Origin of the sequence: Microbacterium jejuense, from assembly GCF_039544225.1 — a bacterium.
GTDB classification, from domain to species: domain Bacteria; phylum Actinomycetota; class Actinomycetes; order Actinomycetales; family Microbacteriaceae; genus Microbacterium; species Microbacterium jejuense.
Window position 1 is genome coordinate 127,776 of sequence record NZ_BAABLG010000001.1, and the last position, 15,794, is coordinate 143,569.

Genomic DNA, 15,794 nt, shown 5'->3' on the forward strand with positions numbered 1-15,794 from the left:
ATCGCCCTCGCGTATGGAGGTCGGAGCCAGCCCGTAGGCTCGCAGCATGCCCGTGACGACGCGACGCCTCCAAGACCTGACCATCGACGACCACATCCTCACGGTGCCGCTGGTGTGGGGCGATCCCGACGACGGGCGCACGATCGACGTGCACGCCGCGGTCGTCGCGCGTGAGGGCGGCGAGGATCTGCCGTACCTCGTGTTCCTGCAGGGCGGACCCGGGCACGAGGCGCCGCGTCCGTTCCACGCGCCGGCCGCGCCGTCGTGGCTCGACGCCGCGCTGCAGCACTACCGCGTCGTGCTGCTCGACCAGCGCGGTACGGGGCTGTCGACCCCGGTCGGCGACGCCGACCTCGAACGCGGCGCCGAGGCGCTCGCCGAGCACATCACCCACCTGCGCGCCGACAGCATCGTGCGCGACGCCGAGGCCGTGCGGCAGGAGCTCGGGGCCGATACGTGGAGCGTGCTGGGCCAGTCGTTCGGCGGGTTCACGGCGCTGTCGTACCTGTCGACGGATGCCTCGTCCCTCGACCACGTCTACTTCACGGGCGGGCTGAGCGCCGTGGGGCGGCATCCCGACGACGTCTACGCCCTCACGTACGACAAGATGCGTCAGGCGTCCGAGCGGTACTACCGGCGCTTCCCCACGCACCGCGACGCGGTGCGGCGCCTCGTCGACCTCGCGGCCGACGGCGCGCTCGTCTTGCCCGACGGCGAGGTCGTCTCGGTGTCGCGTCTCCGGTCGATCGGGTCGCTCCTGGGCACCAACGACGGCTGGCAGACCCTGTGGGCACTGCTGGAACTGCCGCCGCACACCAACGCGCTCCGCCACGATCTCGCCGCCGCCATGCCGTACGGCGCCCGCAACCCGCTGTACTTCGTGTTCCACGAGTCCAGCTACGCCGACGGACACGTCACCCGGTGGTCGGCCGAGCGCACGGAGCCCGGCCAGTTCCGCAGCGACCCGACGCTGCTCACGGGCGAGCACGTCCACCGGGAGTGGCTCGACACCGTGCCCGGCCTGCAGCCGTGGCGCGATGTGACGCTGGCGCTCGCAGAGCACGAGTGGCCGCGGCTCTACGACGAGGCAGCCCTGATGGCTTCCGACGCGCGCGGCGCCGCGGCCGTCTACGTCAACGACGTGTACGTGCCGTTCGAGTACTCGATGCAGACGGCGACGCTGCTCGACGGCGTCACGCCCTGGATCACCAGCGAGCACGAGCACAACGGCCTGCGCGCCGGCGACGTGCTGTCGCGCCTCATCGACATCGCCCACGGCCGCGCCGTGCGCTGACGCTTCGGAACGGTGGATGCCGCAGTCGCCGGCATCCATTCCCCGACGAACGTACGGTCAGATGGCCAGGAACTCCGTCACGCCCGCCAGCGCCGCGGGCTGCAGCCGGTAGTACGCCCATGTGCCGCGCTTGGACCGCGACAGGAAGCCGGCCTCGGTGAGCACCTTGAGGTGGTGCGAGACGGTGGGCTGCGACAGGCCGACGGGTTCGATGAGGTCGCATACGCAGGCCTCCTGGCCCTCGGATGACGCGACGATCGACAGCAGTCGCAGCCGCGCCGGGTCGGCGAGGGCCTTGAGGGTGACGGCGAGCTGCTCGGCGTCGGTCTGCCCGAGCGGCTCCGTGACGAGCGGGGCGCAGCAGACAGAACCGGCGGAGACGTCGGTGACCTCGAGCATCGTGGGCATGCATCGATGGTAGTCGATATTGACAGTCGTCGATAGATGGGCTCATACTGTCCATCGACATTCATCGATACAGTGCCCTCGGAGGCCTCATGACCCTGCTCGACCTCACCCCTCGCGCGACCGTGACGGATCTGCTGTCGACCCTGCCGGTGCTCATCATCGGTGCTGGGCCCATCGGACTCGCGGCAGCTGCCCACCTGGCGGAGCGCGGCATCGACTTCGTGGTGCTCGAAGCGGGCGACGGGCCGGCGGCATCGATCCGGCTGTGGGCGCACACGCGGCTGTTCTCGCCGTGGCGTTACTTGATCGAACCCGCATCCCGTCGTCTGCTCGAGGCGGACGGATGGATGCCTCCGGCCGACCTGGATCGGGCACCGGCCGGCTCGGAGCTCGTCGAAGCGTACCTCGCGCCGCTCGCCGGTCTGGAGGTTCTGCGCTCCCGCATCCGCTATGGCACGCGCGTCGTCGCCGTCGCGCGGGAGGGGATGGATCGCACCCGCACGGCCGGGCGCGAGAAGACGCCGTTCGTGGTGCGTGTCGAGACGGCGGACGGGATCGAGGAGCTGACGGGCCGCGCCGTGATCGACGGCTCCGGCACCTACACGACGCCGAATCCGCTGAGCTCGTCGGGACTCGATCCGATCGGCTCCGCCGAGGTCGCCGACCGGATCGTCCACGCACTGCCCGACGTGCTCGGCGCCGACCGGGCGCGCTTCGCCGGTCGCCACACGACGGTCGTGGGCGCGGGGCATTCGGCCGCCAACACGCTCATCGCGCTCGCCGAGCTCGCCGAGCACGAACCCGGCACCCGCGTGACCTGGCTGATCCGCAATGCTTCGGCGGTGCGGGTGTCGTCCTCGGCTGACGACGAGCTCGCCGACCGGGGTCGTCTCGGCTCGCGCGTCGACCGGCTCGTCGCGAGCGGCGCCGTCCGCAAGCTCGACTCGTTCGAGATCGCGCGCGTGAGCGCCCGGGGCGACGGCATCCTGCTGATCGGCACCCGTGGTGGCGAAGCCGCGACGCACGGGAGCGACCTGGTGGTGAACGCGACGGGATTCCGCCCGGATCTCGCCATGCTCCGGGAGGTGCGGCTCGCACTCGACGACATCGTCGAGGCGCCCGTGCGGCTCGCGCCGCTCATCGACCCCAACGTGCACTCGTGTGGAACGGTCGAGCCCCATGGATTCGACGAGCTGCGGCATCCCGAATCCGGCTTCTTCGTCGTCGGCATGAAGTCCTATGGCCGTGCCTCGACGTTCCTGCTGGCGACCGGCTACGAGCAGGTGCGCTCGGTCGTCGCGTGGCTCGACGGCGACATGCGCGCGGCCACGGAGGTGCAGCTGACGCTCCCGGCCACGGGCGTGTGCTCGACCGATCTGGGCGGCGGATCCTGCTGCTCATGACGCGGAGGTGCCCGAGCTGAGTCCGGCCCCGGCCCCGGCGCCGCGCCGGAGCCATAGGCTCTCATCTATGGCTTCGGAGTCCGCGGCGCCGCCGCTCAGTGTGGTGGCCGACCCCACACGCGCGCGGATCTTGCAGCTCATCCGCGAGTCCGCCGATGGGCGCGCGCTGGTCGGAAGGCTCGCCGACGAGCTGCAGTTGCGACAGCCGACGGTGAGTCACCACATGGCGGCGCTGTACGCGGAGGGCATCGTCGAGCGTGAGCGCGACGGCCGCCGCGTCTGGTACTCGATCCACCCCGACCAGGCGGAGCGTGTCGACGCACTGCTCGGCGAGTCCACGGCGCCGGTCGAAGAGCCCGACTGGGACCGCATCCTCGACGATCTCGCTGCGCGATACCGGGGTGTCCTGAGCTGGGAGACGGTCGCCCGGTGCATCAACGACAGTCGACGGCTGCTCGAGGCCGGCAGCACCCGCCTGCTCGCCTCGCGCACGGCCGCCTTCGCCGCGGCGCGGCTGGACGGATTGACGCGAGCCCGCGCGCGGGAGCCCCGGCAGCCGACCGTGCTGTTCGTATGCGTGCAGAACGCCGGGCGCTCGCAGCTCGCCGCCGGCATCCTCCGCCAGCTCGCGGGCGACCGGGTCGTCGTCCGCACTGCGGGGTCGGCGCCGGCTGCCGAGGTGCGCGCGGCGATCGTGAGCGCACTCGACGAGATCGGCGTGTCGATCGGTGGGGAGTTCCCCAAGCCGCTCACCGACGACGCCGTGCGGGCCGCGGACGTCGTGGTGACGATGGGCTGCGGCGACGCGTGCCCCGTCTACCCGGGGCGACGGTATCTCGACTGGGACCTGGAGGATCCGGTCGGCAAGCCTGCCACCACCGTGCGTCGCATCCGCGACGACATCGACCAGCGGGTCAGGGCACTTCTCGCCGAACTGCCTGATTAATAGATCGTGGTCTATGCTTTCTGCATGGCCACCATCCCCACCGTGCTGTTCGTGTGCGTCCACAACGCCGGCCGCTCGCAGATGGCCTCGGGCTACCTGCAGGCGCTGGCAGGCGACCGCATCGAGGTGCTGTCCGCCGGCTCCGAACCGAAGGACCGGATCAACCCGGTCGCCGTCGAGGCGATGCGCGAAGAGGGCATCGACATCGCAGGCCGCACCCCGAAGCTGCTGACCGTCGACGCCGTCAAGGAGTCCGACGTCGTGATCACGATGGGCTGCGGCGACGCCTGCCCGATCTTCCCCGGCAAGCGCTACGAGGACTGGCAGCTGGACGATCCCGCCGGACAGGATGCCGAGACCGTCCGCCGCATCCGCGACGAGATCCGCGCACGCGTCGAGCAGCTCATCCGCGAGCTGACGCCCTCCGCTCCGTGACCGTCGACGCGCCCGTGCGGGTCCGGTCTGCGCTGTGGCTCCGGGCGCTCGCCGAGCTCCTCGGCACGGGGCTTCTCGTCGCCGTGGTGGTCGGATCGGGCATCGCGGCGCAGCGGCTGTCGGCAGACACCGGGCTGCAGCTGCTCGAGAACTCGTTCGCCACGGCGCTCGGTCTCGGCGTGCTCATCGTGCTCTTCGCGCCGGTGTCGGGGGCGCACTTCAACCCCGTGGTATCGCTGGCGGACCTCGTGCGCGGCCGACGTGACCGAACGGGTCTGACAGCGGGTGCGCTCGGCGTCTACCTCGCGGCGCAGCTGGCGGGCGGCATCGGCGGAGCAGTGCTCGCCGACGCGATGTTCGCGGTGCCGGTCGCGATCTCGACGACCGACCGCGCCACGCCGGCGACCTTCCTGGCAGAGGTCGTCGCGACGGTGGGACTCGTCCTGCTGATCGTCGGTCTCTCCCACGCCGGGCGCAGCGTCGGCGTGACCGCGGCCGCGGTCGGCGCCTACATCGGCGCGGCGTACTGGTTCACGAGTTCGACGTCGTTCGCGAACCCCGCAGTGACCGTCGGGCGCATCTTCACCGACACGTTCGCCGGCATCGCGCCTGCCTCGGCGCTGCCGTTCATCGGCGCCCAGCTCGTGGGCGCGGCGCTGGCCGTGGGCGTCGCCGCGGCGCTGTTCCCGGCACGGCGGCACTGAGCGCTGCGCGAAGAAGGGACGGGATGCCGCGGCTCGCGGCATCCCGTCCCCTTCGTGTGGTGTGTCGGCGTCAGCCGTCCAGGCGGGTGATCGGCGGCGGCGTGTAGGTGCCGTCGAGCACCGCGTCGCCCGGCATGTACATGCGAAGGATGGGCCGGAACGCGCCCGCCGGCGCGGGCAGCCAGTTGGCCGCGGCTTCCGCGTCCGACGGCCGGGAGCGGCCGATGCGGATCGTGAGCCCGCCGTCGGCGTCGGTCACGATCCCCGGGGTGCGGTCGCCCACCGAGTAGCGGTCGATCTCGTTGTCGACGAGGTAGAACTCGGGCAGCGCATACATCGTGACCGACCAGAACGCGCCGACCGGCGGCGGCGGCGAGAGCCGCAGGTCGTACTCGTGCTCGCCGGTGAGGGCCTGCCCGTCGCTGTCCTGGAACGTCATGACGTACGCGGCCTCGTACCCGTGGTTGCCCCACAGGCCGGCCTTGGCGGCGACCGCACGGCCGCCGATCCGCAGCTTCGGGTCGGCGATCCGCCATGCCTCGTCGTCCTTCGTGCCGACCTCGAAGAAGTCCAGGTTGTAGTCGAAGACGTGGAGCGTCTGCGACCACGCGCCGGGCTTCGCCCCTGCGGCGGAACCGGACATCGCCCGCGTGATGACGCCTTCGCCGGCTCGTGCCCCGGCTCGCAGCGCCTCCTGCTGCTCGTCCGTCAGTTCGCCCACGGGCACATCGCCGGTGAGCCCGAGCTCAGCGAACGACGCCTGCAGCGCCGCGTCGCGCGGAGCGGGCGGGAACGACTGCGACCACACGCGGTACTTCTCCCAGAAGCCGAGGACGTCGTCGACCTGCGGCGACGTCTCCGGGATGCCGGAGGCCTCGGCGTCGGCATCCACGGGCGTGAGTGTCATGGCGTCCTGCAGGGCGTGGACGGCCGGCAGGTCGTCGGCGCCGGCGCACGACCAGCGCCCCACGATCGACACGACACGGGTCGGGGCATGGACGACGGTCAGGCCGCCGGCATCCCCCTCCCATCCGGGCGGGACGATCAGGAACTCGCCGGCCCCGTTGCCGGTGCCGCGCGTGCCGACGTAGGCGAAGTTGTCGGTCCAGGCGTCGACGAACTGCAGCACGTAGTAGCGGTCGGATGCCGGCACCGAGAGCCGGACAGGTCCGACGCCCAGATCGAGCGAGGCCATCGAGTACACGGTGTCGTTGTTGATCGACACGAAGGTGTCGGCCGCCGACGCGAGCATGCGCGCGTGCGAGAACGCGTTGAACGGTGCGCGTGGGTTCGCGCCCACCCCGGTGGTCGTATAGCGCACCACCTGCTCGAGGTCGAAGACCAGCGGGAATCCGTACAGGTAGGCCTGCGTGGCGAGCGCGTCGAGGTCAGCCATCATGCCTGCTTCTGGATCTCGGGCAGCTGCCACGTCTTGTCGAACCACGGCTCGAGCGGGCCGTAGAGGCGCACCATCGGGAACCAGGCCTTGCCGGGGATCGTCGGGATCCAGTTGGACTCCTTGCCCTCGGGCGCCGTCGGCGAGAACCACAGCACGTGCGAGCCGTCGGCCTCTGCCTGCACCTCGCCGCCGAGGCTCGACAGTGCCGGGTACGGCGTCGACTGCAGCAGCGAGCGCGTCTGCGTGTCGTAGATGTCGACCGACCAGAAGTTCTTCGCCGGGGCGTCTGCGGGGATGCGCAGCGAGTACGTCGCCGAGCCGTCCAGCACGTGCCCGCCGGCGTCCTCCGCGGTGTAGGCGTACGCCGAACCGGCGCCGACCTGCGCGTGCGCCATCGCGGGCGTGATGACGGTCGCGAAGTAGTGGAACTGGGTGCGCGCGTCGAGGTTGCGCACCCCGCCGCGCAGGAACTCGTGGCTGCCGCCGACGAACGCGTTCTTCCACGACGAGCCCTCCCAGAAGAAGGCCGCCGGGTCGCGCGGCTTGTAGACCAGGGCGCGCGAGATCGCCGCGCCGATGCGGGCGGCGTCGTCGAGGATGCCCCGCAGCCGCTCGTCGGGCTCGAAGGGGTGACCGTGCTCGATGCCGATCGCCGCGAGCGTGCCCGCCCGCTCGGGGTCGAGAGCGGCCTGCGGTTCTTCCGCGACGAGCTGCGCGACCTCTTCGTAGAACGTGAAGTCGTTCGCGTGGACGGTGTTCTGCAGCGAGTCCGCGATGTTGACGAACGTGTTCTCGCGCGGGGCGCCGGCCTCGCTCAGCGGGTAGATGCGCGTCTGCTTCATCGCGGGGACCCCGCCCAGCGTGCGCAGCACGACCCAGTTCGTGTACGTCGGTGACTCGTACACGTAGTAGCCGTCAGGGCGTTCGCCGGTGTACCCCGGCGGCAGGAACAGGTACTTGCCGCCGGCACCCTTGTCGGGGCCGGGGATGCCCATGTCCGCGACGTAGCGGAACCAGAAGTCGTCCACGACGCACAGCGACTGCGGGGGCGCCTCGATCACCGTCGGTCCCCACGCCTTCAGATCGAGGAAGGTCGTGCCGTACGTGGTCTCGGTGTTCGCCGTCAGGTACATGCTGCCCGAGTTGGCGCGCGGGTCGGTGTAGCCGATCCGGTCCGGCGCGGTGATGCCGACGGAGCGGGCGCCGCGCCGCAGGGCAACCAGCGACGCGCCGGGCACCGCGGTGAGGAACGCGTCGATGCCGCGCAGCAGGTCGAGGGCGTCGAAGATGGTCTGCACCGAGTCGGCCTTCGGCACACCGTCGAAGAACTCCAGGTCACCGAACGGCGTCTTCAGCAGATCCGGCGTGGAGAGGTGCGTCACCTCCTCCGCGAGCTGCTCCTTCGTCAGTCCTGCCCCGGGGGTGCCGTCGATGGCCATGCGCTTCCCTTCGTCCCCATGCGAATGCCGGCGTGCGGTCTGCGCACGACGGAGGTGTGCTCGCAGTCTGTCAGGCCCGGGCGGCGCCCGCGTCGAGGCTGGCCGCGATGTGGGACCGCGTCGCCCTGGCTGCTGCGGCCACCACGCGCAGCATCCCGGGATACTCCGCGTGGCCGGCGGGCAGCACCTCGAGCTCGAGTCGCGCGCCGGTGCCCTCCGCCTCCGCCTGCGCGACAGCGTTGGCCACCGCGAACTGGCCGGGCGCCGGCACGCTCGCGTCCCACAGCGCCGCCTCGACGCGGACGGGCACGCGCGCGAAGCTCGCCGCCGTCGACGCGTCGAACAGCCGGAGCACGTCGCGCGCCTCGGCGTGCTCCGCGACGTGGCGGCGCACGTGCTCGCCGCTGCCCAGGCACGGCACCTGCAGCCGGATGTCGTACTGCCCGAAGCTCGGCACGACCAGCGTCGCACCGACGAGGCGGTCGTCCCACGGCAGCGCGAGAGCGCCGATGCCGCCGCCGAAGCTCTCGCCCACGAAGTACAGCGGCAGGTCGCCGGCGAGCTCGACGAGCACGTCGCCGGCGGTCCACAGGTCGACGGCGCAGCGGCCGAGGGCGTACGTCTCGGGGTCGTCGATGCCGTGCAGCACGTGGCGCTCGGACGTCGACGGCGCCCCCACTCCGGAGTTCAGCGCGCCCAGCCCGCGCGCGACGGGGAAGATCACGGCGGCGTCGGCAGGCACCCGCGAGAAGTCGGGGGCGTCCCGGCCGCCGTAGCCGTGGCTGTGGATCACGCCCACGCGCGCGGCGGAGGCCGCCGGCATCCCGAACCAGCCGCGCAGCCGCGGGCCGTCCGCGGTGCCGAAAGCGACTTCGAACACGTCGTGTGCGCCGCGGCGCCCGAGCGGCGTGAGCACGGGCTCGGCAGCGACCGCCGCGCTCTCGCGACGCCAGCGCCGCCACGCGTCGGCGAAGCCGGGCGGTGCGGGCACCGGGGCGACCGCGCGAAGTCCCGCGAGGTCGTATCCGTATGTGCCGTCGATGGCGGCGTCCGGGAACCATTCGTCGTACGGCGGGGCGATCACGGCGTCCTCTCGCTGGGCGTGCTCGCCTTCGACTCTGGCACCCCTCGCGCGCCGGTGCGATCCGCTAGAGCGCTGCGAGCAGCGCGGCCAGGGGCGGCGGAACCCGGTCGAGCGGCACGGCCTCGGCCAGGAGCCGTGCATAGCGCGCCTTGTTGCCGCTGCGTCCGCCGAAGAACCGGGCCAGCTGCGTCTCGGGCGGGCGTCCGCGCTGGAACACCTGCTGCTGGAGGCTCCGGAACGACTCGAGCTCGCCCTGTTCGGCGATGACGGCCTCGACGCCGTCGACGCCGAGCGCGCGCACGAACTCGCCCTCCAGGTCGGGATCGCACACGAAGACCGTGTCGAGCACCCGCTCGAAGTCCATGCGCTCGCCCGCGTCGACGAGGCCGACGAGCACCTCGCCCGCGAGTTCCGCCGCCGCGCCACGGGCGCCCTTCGAGCCGCCGACGACCCTGATCACCGGCATCCCGATCCCCATCCGCCCGGCGAGGGTCTCGAGTGCGACGCGGTCGCTCTCACCCTCGACGAGCACGACGGTCACGGCCCGTCACTCCCGCGAGAAGGCGGACGCGCGCGCGATCTGGTCGGGCGTCGGCGTGACGCCCGTGTAGCGCTCGAACTGCCGCGCGGCCTGCAGCGCGATCACCTCGGCGCCCGTGATGACCGGGATGCCGGCGTCCCGTGCCGCCCGGATGAGCGGGGTCTCGGCCGGGTAGGCGACGACGTCGAACACCACCTGGGCGGCGTCGACGTGGGCGCGCGAGAACGAGAGGGTGCCGGCATCCGCCCCCGTCATGCCGAGCGGGGTCACGTTGACGATCACCGCGTGACCGGGTGCGGGGTCGGCAGTGACGCTGCGGTAGCCGTACCTCGACGCGAGGGCCTCGCCCGCCTCGGCGTTGCGCGCCCAGACCGTGAGGTCGTCGAATCCGGCGCGGCGGAAGGCGGCCACGACCGCCTTCGCCATGCCGCCCGCGCCCCGCACCAGCACCGGCAGCGACGGGTCGACGGCGTGCGAGTCGAGCAGGGCGGCGACCGCCTCGTAGTCGGTGTTGGATGCCGTCAACCGGCCGCCGTCGTTCACGATCGTGTTGACGGACTCGATGGCGGCCGCCGAGGGCTCGATCTCATCGACGAGCGGGATCACCGCCTCTTTGAACGGCATCGACACCGAGCAGCCGCGGATGCCGAGCGCGCGCACGCCGCCGATCGCTGCCACGATGTCGTCGGTCGTGAACGCCTTGTAGATGAAGTTCAGCCCGAGCTCGTCGTAGAGGAAGTTGTGGAACCGCGTCCCGATGTTCGACGGGCGGGCGGCCAGCGAGATGCACAGCACCATGTCTTTGTTGAGGATCGGCACAGGGCCATTGTTCCCTTGACCCTCACACTGTGTCATCGTCGATCGTGGTCTTCACCATGTACACGATCGGACAGTTCGCCGCCCTCGGACGCGTCAGCGTGCGGATGCTGCGGCACTACGACGCCATCGGCCTGCTCGTGCCCGCCGACGTCGACGAGCGCACCGGCTACCGCCGCTACACCCCGCAGCAGCTGGCGCCGCTGCTGCGGATCGCGCAGCTGCGCGACCTCGGCTGCCCGCTCGACGACGCACTGGACGTGCTGCACGCCGACGACGAGACGGCCGCGCTCCGGCGCGTGCTGGAGCGTCGCCGGGTCGACCTCGTCGCCAGTGTCGCCGCCGACACCGCACGCCTCGCGCGTCTGGACGAACAGCTCCGCCACCTCGAAGGAGAAACTGAGATGACCACCCTCGAATACCGCCGTATCGAACCCGTCACGGTCTACGCCGTGTCGGCCGTCGCCGCCGGCAGCGACAACGTGTCCGGCGCCGTCGACCAGGTGCTGCCGGGACTGCACGAGGCCCTCGAGGCGTCGGGCGTCGCCTACCGCGAGCCCGGCGTCTTCTGGTACGAGCCGATCGACGACACCGACGACCTGCGCGTGTGGGTCTCGTGGATCGCCGACGGCGATCCCGTCGAGAACGATGCGTGGCAGGTCGTGGAGCTGCCCGCGGTGGAGCGCGCCGCCGTCACCACCTATCACGGCGAGATGAGCGGCATCGGTGCCGCGTGGGGCTCGTTCATGCAGGCCGTCGTCGCCGACGGCGGCGAGTTCTCGGGACCGTGCCGCGAGGTCTACCTGCAGGCCGACGGCCCGCAGTCGACCTGGGTCACCGAACTGCAGCAGCCCGTCGCCTGACGCGCGGCGAGGGCGCCCGGGATCCTCGCTGATCCCGGGCGCCCTTTGGGTGGGGGTCATCGGTCGTCGGTGAGGGCGTCCTTGACGTCGTCGCCGGCCTTCTTGACCTTGGCGCTGGCCTGGTCGGCCATGCCCTCGGCCTGCAGGCGCTCGTTGTCGGTCGCGTCGCCGACCTTCTCCTTGACCTTGCCTTTCATGTCTTCGGCGTTGTGCTTGATGTCGTCGTCCAGACCCATGGCGGATCTCCCTTCGTGTGGCGGACTCGATACGGCGATCCGGCGAGGGGGCGGGTGGCCCGGTCGGGGGTCGCTGCGCCGACGTTAGGCACGATCGGCTGCAGGTTCAGGAGGGTTGCCAGGAGGCAGGGGGCTGTGTATCCTGCCCGGCTCAGCGCTCGGCGAGCATCTCCCTGAGCCGCCCCGGCGCGGGCACCGGCCGCCCGCCTGGGCGGCGGGAGCAGAATGGCGGTATGGATGCCGTCGCGCCGATCCTGCGCACCGAGATGCCCCACCCGAGCTACATCATGTCGGCGGAGGGCTACCAGATCGCCACCTACTCGTGGGGCGAGCCCGATGCCGACACGGTGCTGTGCGTGCACGGCTTCGCCTCCAGCTGCCGCGACAACTGGGTCGACACCGGATGGGTGCGCGCCCTCACGGCGGCCGGCTACCGTGTGATCGGCGTCGACCAGCGGGGGCACGGCGCGAGCGACAAGCCGCACGAGGCCGAGGCCTACTCGATGGCCGCGTTCGTGGGCGATCTGATGGCGGTGCTCGACACGTACCTCGTCGACGATGTGCGCTACCTCGGCTACTCGCTCGGCGCGCGCGTGGGCTGGCAGCTGGCGGTCGACGCGCCGGAGCATGTCGGACGCGCCGTGCTCGGCGGCATCCCGGACGGCCGCCCGCTCGGGCGGCTGCGCATCGAGCAGGCCCGCGCCTATGCCGAGGACGGCACCCCGGTCGAGGACATGGTCACGCAGAACTACGTGCGCCTGGCCGAGCGGGTGCACGACAACGACCTGCGCGCGCTCATCGGGCTCGCCGAGGGGATGCGGTTCGGCGACGCCGACCCGGATCCCGAGCGGCCCCCGGTGCAGCCGGTGCTGTTCGCCACCGGCAGCGAGGACGCGATCCTGGAGCGGTCGCGGGCCCTTGCCGCGACCGCTCCGAACGGCACGTTCCTCGAGATCCCGGGGCGGCATCACTTCAATGCGCCCGGGTCGCGGGTGTTCCGCGAGGCCGCCCTGGAGTTCTTCGCCTGAGGGATGCTGCTCAGGAGGCCGCGGTCTTCACCAGTGCGCGGAACTTCTTCTCGATGTCGGCGTTCCACGCGAGGACGGCGTAGCTCACCGGCCAGACCTCGCCGTCGTCGAGGTGCGCCGGGTCGTCGAAGCTGATCGTCCCGTAGCGGGTCTTGAACTTGCTCGCCGGCTGGTAGAACACCACGACCTTGCCCTCGGCGTTCGCGAACGCCACGAAGCCGTAGAACGTGCGCGGCATGAGGTCGGGTGCGACGTCGATGACGAGTTCGCGGAACGCCTCGGCGATCTGCTTGTCGAGCCCGTCGAGCTTGTCGATCGCCTCCTGGATCTGCTTCAGGCCGGCTTCGCGGTTCTTGCCCGCCTTCGCCTGCTCCCGCAGCTCCTTCGCGCGCTGCTTGACGGCCTCGCGCTCGATGTCAGACAGGGTCTCGGATGCCTTCGCGGCCATGATCCACTTCCTTCACGCTCGGGGCGCTGTGCGCCTGATGACCCTCACGCTACGGGCCGCGGCATCCGGTCGCTTCTCCATTCCTGCCCGATGCGCACCGCGTGCAAAGGCGGGTCATTCGTACTGCATCACGATGCGGCCGTCGATCTTGCCCTGTTCCATCCGCTCGAAGATGTCGTTGATGTCGTCGAGGGGCTCGACGCTCACCGTGGGGTGGATGAGGCCGCGGGCGTACAGGTCGAGCGCCTCGATCATGTCCTGCCGCGTGCCGACGATCGACCCGCGGATCGTGATCGCCCGCAGCACGATGTCGAAGATCTCGGCCGGGAAGTCCCCCGGGGGCAGCCCGACGAACACCACTGTGGCACCGCGCCGCGCGACGCCCACCGCCTGCCCGAACGCCTTCGGGTGCACGGCGGTCACCAGCACGCCGTGGGCGCCGCCGGTCTGCTCCTGCACCGCCGCCGCGGGATCCTCGGTGAGGGCGTTGACCGTCACCTCGGCGCCGTGCCTGCGGGCGAGTTCCAGCTTCTCATCGTCGATGTCGACGGCCGCCACGCGCAGGCCCATCGCCCGCGCGTACTGCACGGCGACGTGCCCGAGCCCGCCGATGCCCGAGATCACGACCCATTCGCCCGGCCGCGCCTCGGTCATCTTGAGGCCCTTGTACACGGTGACGCCGGCGCACAGGATCGGGGCGACCTCGACCGGGTCCGCCCCTGCCGGGATGCGGGCCGCGAACCGCTCGTCGACCAGCATGTACTCGCCGAAGCTGCCGTCGACCGAGTAGCCGCCGTTCTGCTGCTCGGGGCACAGCGTCTCCCATCCGGTGCGGCAGAACTCGCACACCCCGCACGCGCTCCACAGCCACGCGTTGCCGACGAGGTCGCCCACCGCGAGCGTCGTGACGCCTTCGCCGAGCGCGACGACCCGGCCATAGCCCTCGTGCCCGGGGATCAGGTTCTGCTTCGGCGGCACGGGCCAGTCGCCGCGCGCCGCATGCAGGTCGGTGTGGCAGACCCCCGAGGTCAGCACCTTCACGAGCGCCTGGCCGCGTCCGGGCGACGGGATCGGCACGTCCTGCAGTTCGAGGGGCTTGTCGGGGGCGACGACCACGGCGGCGCGCATCGTCCCGGTCGGGACGGCGGAGCGGTCATCGGGCGAGTCGGTCAGGTTCGTCATCGGAAATCACTTCCCGGGCGGGCGTTCGCCGTCCTCTGCGACTCACGTTACGCGCGGGCTGTCGCGGGGTGAAGGCCCGTCGGCCCCGGGTCGCGGCATCCCTCTTCCGTGCTCGCCCGACGGACGATTGAAAGGCGGGGCGGCGTCCGCATAGCCTTGCCTCGCCGATGGAAGGAACCGCCGTGACCACGCCCGACCACATGCACGCGATCTCGCCCGACACCGCCCGCGCCGTCGACGACGTGCTCGACTACGCGCGGCGCCGGGCGCTGTATCGCGACGTCCCGCTCGACAAGCCGATGACGCCGCGCGAGCTGGAGCGCCTCGCCTCGGGCTCGATCACCGCCGACGGCATCGGCGCACGCCGCGCGATCGCGCTGTTCGAGAACGTCCTGGCTCCCGCGTGCATCTCGACCGACCACCCGGGGTACCTGTCGTTCATCCCGTCGGCGCCGAGCAAGGCGTCGCTCGCGTTCGACGTGGTCGTGTCGGCCTCCGCCGTCTACGGCGGCTCGTGGATGGAGGGCGCCGGCGCCGTCTTCGCCGAGAACGAGGTGCTGCACTGGCTCGCGAAGGAGTTCGGGATGCCGGCCGCCGCGGGCGGCGTGTTCGTCCAGGGCGGCACGATCGGCAACCTGTCGGCGCTCGTGACCGCGCGTGACGACGCCCGTCGCCGTGCCGCCGAAGCCGGCCGCGCCGCGCCCGCCCGCTGGGTCGTGGTGTGCAGCGCCGAGGCGCACTCGTCGATCGCATCGGCCGCGGCCGTCATGGACATCGACGTCGCCACGGCCGAGGTCGACGCCGACGGGCGCCTGCGGGGCGACGCGGTCGCCCGCGTGCTCGACGAGCACGGCGACGCGGTGTTCGCGGTCGTCGCGACGGCCGGGACCACCAACTTCGGCATCGTCGACGACATCGCCGGCGTCGGCGCGGCCGCCCGCGAGCGGGGCGTGTGGTTCCACGTCGACGGCGCCTACGGCCTCGCCGCGATGCTCGTGCCCGAGGCCCGGCCGGCGTTCGCGGGTGTCGGACTCGCCGACTCGCTCATCGTCGACCCGCACAAGTGGCTGTTCGCGCCTTTCGACGCATGCGCCCTGCTCTACCGCGAGCCCGCCCTCGCGCTCGGCGCGCACACGCAGAAGGCCGAGTACCTCGACACCCTCACCGGCACGCCGGACTGGAACCCGTCCGATCTCGCGATCCAGCTCACCCGCCGCGCGCGGGGGCTGCCGCTGTGGTTCTCGCTCGCGACCCACGGCACCGAGCAGTATCGCGCCACGATCGCGCACGGCATCGACCTCGCCCGCCGCATCGCGGACGAGATCTCGGCGCGCGACGGCCTGTCGCTGGTGCGCGAGCCGCAGCTGTCGGTGGTCGTCTTCCGCCGCGACGGCTGGAGCCTGGCCGACTACGAGGCCTGGTCGGCGAAGCTCCTCGACGAGCAGCAGGGCTTCGTCGTGCCGAGCTCCCACCGCGGCGAGCCGGTGCTGCGCTTCGCCATCATCTCGCCCCTCACGACCTTCGAGCTGCTGACGGCGATCCTCGACACCTTGCAGTGACGGAGGCCG

General features: G+C 71.6%; 17 protein-coding genes. 8 read left to right on the forward strand and 9 right to left on the reverse strand.

The window, feature by feature from the left end; genetic code table 11:
* The first annotated feature begins 46 nt into the window (after positions 1-46).
* The gene (locus ABEA46_RS00590) at positions 47-1,294 is read left to right on the forward strand and encodes an alpha/beta fold hydrolase (protein WP_345542371.1); all 1,248 of its coding nucleotides are present in this window, start codon (positions 47-49) and stop codon (positions 1,292-1,294) included.
* Positions 1,295-1,351: 57 nt separating this feature from the next.
* On the opposite strand, the gene ABEA46_RS00595 is transcribed toward ABEA46_RS00590, so the two are convergent.
* A complete protein-coding gene (locus tag ABEA46_RS00595) occupies positions 1,352-1,702 on the reverse strand; it encodes a metalloregulator ArsR/SmtB family transcription factor (RefSeq protein ID WP_345542372.1) in 351 nt (116 codons plus the stop codon).
* An 89-nt stretch (positions 1,703-1,791) separates the two neighbouring features.
* On the opposite strand from ABEA46_RS00595, the gene ABEA46_RS00600 reads away from it, so the two are divergent.
* The 4 genes from ABEA46_RS00600 to ABEA46_RS00615 all read left to right on the forward strand — a co-directional run bounded on the left by ABEA46_RS00600 (position 1,792) and on the right by ABEA46_RS00615 (position 5,190).
* Positions 1,792-3,105: an FAD-dependent oxidoreductase gene (locus ABEA46_RS00600; RefSeq protein WP_345542373.1), complete on the forward strand. Its 1,314-nt coding sequence runs from the start codon at positions 1,792-1,794 to the stop codon at positions 3,103-3,105.
* Positions 3,106-3,172: 67 nt separating this feature from the next.
* Positions 3,173-4,051: a metalloregulator ArsR/SmtB family transcription factor gene (locus ABEA46_RS00605; protein ID WP_345542374.1), complete on the forward strand. Its 879-nt coding sequence runs from the start codon at positions 3,173-3,175 to the stop codon at positions 4,049-4,051.
* A gap of 24 nt (positions 4,052-4,075) precedes the next feature.
* Entirely contained in the window at positions 4,076-4,486 is a 411-nt protein-coding gene (locus ABEA46_RS00610) for an arsenate reductase ArsC (RefSeq protein ID WP_345542375.1), read from the forward strand.
* The gene (locus ABEA46_RS00615; protein ID WP_345542376.1) at positions 4,483-5,190 is read left to right on the forward strand and encodes an aquaporin; all 708 of its coding nucleotides are present in this window, start codon (positions 4,483-4,485) and stop codon (positions 5,188-5,190) included. The genes ABEA46_RS00610 and ABEA46_RS00615 overlap by 4 nt, the downstream gene beginning before the upstream one ends.
* A 70-nt stretch (positions 5,191-5,260) precedes the next feature.
* Here the strand turns inward: ABEA46_RS00615 and ABEA46_RS00620 are convergent, their stop codons facing one another.
* The 5 genes from ABEA46_RS00620 to ABEA46_RS00640 all read right to left on the reverse strand — a co-directional run bounded on the left by ABEA46_RS00620 (position 5,261) and on the right by ABEA46_RS00640 (position 10,472).
* Positions 5,261-6,586, reverse strand: coding sequence for a DUF1254 domain-containing protein (locus ABEA46_RS00620; RefSeq protein ID WP_345542377.1), 1,326 nt, complete (start codon positions 6,584-6,586; stop codon positions 5,261-5,263).
* The gene (locus tag ABEA46_RS00625; RefSeq protein WP_345542378.1) at positions 6,586-8,028 is read right to left on the reverse strand and encodes a DUF1254 domain-containing protein; all 1,443 of its coding nucleotides are present in this window, start codon (positions 8,026-8,028) and stop codon (positions 6,586-6,588) included. The genes ABEA46_RS00620 and ABEA46_RS00625 overlap by 1 nt, the downstream gene beginning before the upstream one ends.
* Before the next feature lie 70 nt (positions 8,029-8,098).
* Positions 8,099-9,112, reverse strand: coding sequence for an acetylxylan esterase (locus ABEA46_RS00630; protein WP_345542379.1), 1,014 nt, complete (start codon positions 9,110-9,112; stop codon positions 8,099-8,101).
* A gap of 64 nt (positions 9,113-9,176) precedes the next feature.
* Positions 9,177-9,653, reverse strand: coding sequence for an ATP-dependent endonuclease (locus ABEA46_RS00635; protein WP_345542380.1), 477 nt, complete (start codon positions 9,651-9,653; stop codon positions 9,177-9,179).
* A 6-nt stretch (positions 9,654-9,659) separates the two neighbouring features.
* Complete coding sequence (locus ABEA46_RS00640) at positions 9,660-10,472, reverse strand: shikimate 5-dehydrogenase (protein ID WP_345542381.1); 813 nt, start codon at positions 10,470-10,472, stop codon at positions 9,660-9,662.
* A gap of 29 nt (positions 10,473-10,501) precedes the next feature.
* On the opposite strand from ABEA46_RS00640, the gene ABEA46_RS00645 reads away from it, so the two are divergent.
* The gene (locus ABEA46_RS00645; protein ID WP_345542382.1) at positions 10,502-11,332 is read left to right on the forward strand and encodes a MerR family transcriptional regulator; all 831 of its coding nucleotides are present in this window, start codon (positions 10,502-10,504) and stop codon (positions 11,330-11,332) included.
* A 56-nt stretch (positions 11,333-11,388) separates the two neighbouring features.
* Here ABEA46_RS00645 and ABEA46_RS00650 read toward each other — a convergent pair whose 3' ends face one another.
* Positions 11,389-11,568, reverse strand: coding sequence for a CsbD family protein (locus ABEA46_RS00650; protein WP_345542383.1), 180 nt, complete (start codon positions 11,566-11,568; stop codon positions 11,389-11,391).
* Between the two features lie 233 nt (positions 11,569-11,801).
* Here ABEA46_RS00650 and ABEA46_RS00655 point away from each other — a divergent pair, with 233 nt between their 5' ends.
* On the forward strand, positions 11,802-12,596 hold the full coding sequence (locus ABEA46_RS00655; protein WP_345542384.1) for an alpha/beta fold hydrolase: 795 nt from the start codon (positions 11,802-11,804) through the stop codon (positions 12,594-12,596).
* Positions 12,597-12,606: 10 nt separating this feature from the next.
* On the opposite strand, the gene ABEA46_RS00660 is transcribed toward ABEA46_RS00655, so the two are convergent.
* Together ABEA46_RS00660 and adhP are read right to left on the reverse strand one after the other, a co-directional pair.
* The gene (locus ABEA46_RS00660; protein ID WP_345542385.1) at positions 12,607-13,044 is read right to left on the reverse strand and encodes a hypothetical protein; all 438 of its coding nucleotides are present in this window, start codon (positions 13,042-13,044) and stop codon (positions 12,607-12,609) included.
* Between the two features lie 114 nt (positions 13,045-13,158).
* A complete protein-coding gene (adhP, locus tag ABEA46_RS00665; protein ID WP_345542386.1) occupies positions 13,159-14,226 on the reverse strand; it encodes an alcohol dehydrogenase AdhP in 1,068 nt (355 codons plus the stop codon).
* Between the two features lie 167 nt (positions 14,227-14,393).
* On the opposite strand from adhP, the gene ABEA46_RS00670 reads away from it, so the two are divergent.
* The gene (locus ABEA46_RS00670) at positions 14,394-15,785 is read left to right on the forward strand and encodes a pyridoxal phosphate-dependent decarboxylase family protein (protein ID WP_345542387.1); all 1,392 of its coding nucleotides are present in this window, start codon (positions 14,394-14,396) and stop codon (positions 15,783-15,785) included.
* Positions 15,786-15,794: the final 9 nt, after the last annotated feature.

Coding starts and splice junctions, on each gene's coding strand:
- ABEA46_RS00670 (WP_345542387.1), top strand. CDS start 14,394: ATGGAAGGAACCGCCGTGACCACGCCCGACCACATGCACGCGATCTCG.
- ABEA46_RS00590 (WP_345542371.1), top strand. CDS start 47: ATGCCCGTGACGACGCGACGCCTCCAAGACCTGACCATCGACGACCAC.
- adhP (WP_345542386.1), bottom strand. CDS start 14,226: ATGACGAACCTGACCGACTCGCCCGATGACCGCTCCGCCGTCCCGACC.
- ABEA46_RS00625 (WP_345542378.1), bottom strand. CDS start 8,028: ATGGCCATCGACGGCACCCCCGGGGCAGGACTGACGAAGGAGCAGCTC.
- ABEA46_RS00650 (WP_345542383.1), bottom strand. CDS start 11,568: ATGGGTCTGGACGACGACATCAAGCACAACGCCGAAGACATGAAAGGC.
- ABEA46_RS00620 (WP_345542377.1), bottom strand. CDS start 6,586: ATGGCTGACCTCGACGCGCTCGCCACGCAGGCCTACCTGTACGGATTC.
- ABEA46_RS00610 (WP_345542375.1), top strand. CDS start 4,076: ATGGCCACCATCCCCACCGTGCTGTTCGTGTGCGTCCACAACGCCGGC.
- ABEA46_RS00595 (WP_345542372.1), bottom strand. CDS start 1,702: ATGCCCACGATGCTCGAGGTCACCGACGTCTCCGCCGGTTCTGTCTGC.
- ABEA46_RS00660 (WP_345542385.1), bottom strand. CDS start 13,044: ATGGCCGCGAAGGCATCCGAGACCCTGTCTGACATCGAGCGCGAGGCC.
- ABEA46_RS00655 (WP_345542384.1), top strand. CDS start 11,802: ATGGATGCCGTCGCGCCGATCCTGCGCACCGAGATGCCCCACCCGAGC.
- ABEA46_RS00605 (WP_345542374.1), top strand. CDS start 3,173: ATGGCTTCGGAGTCCGCGGCGCCGCCGCTCAGTGTGGTGGCCGACCCC.
- ABEA46_RS00600 (WP_345542373.1), top strand. CDS start 1,792: ATGACCCTGCTCGACCTCACCCCTCGCGCGACCGTGACGGATCTGCTG.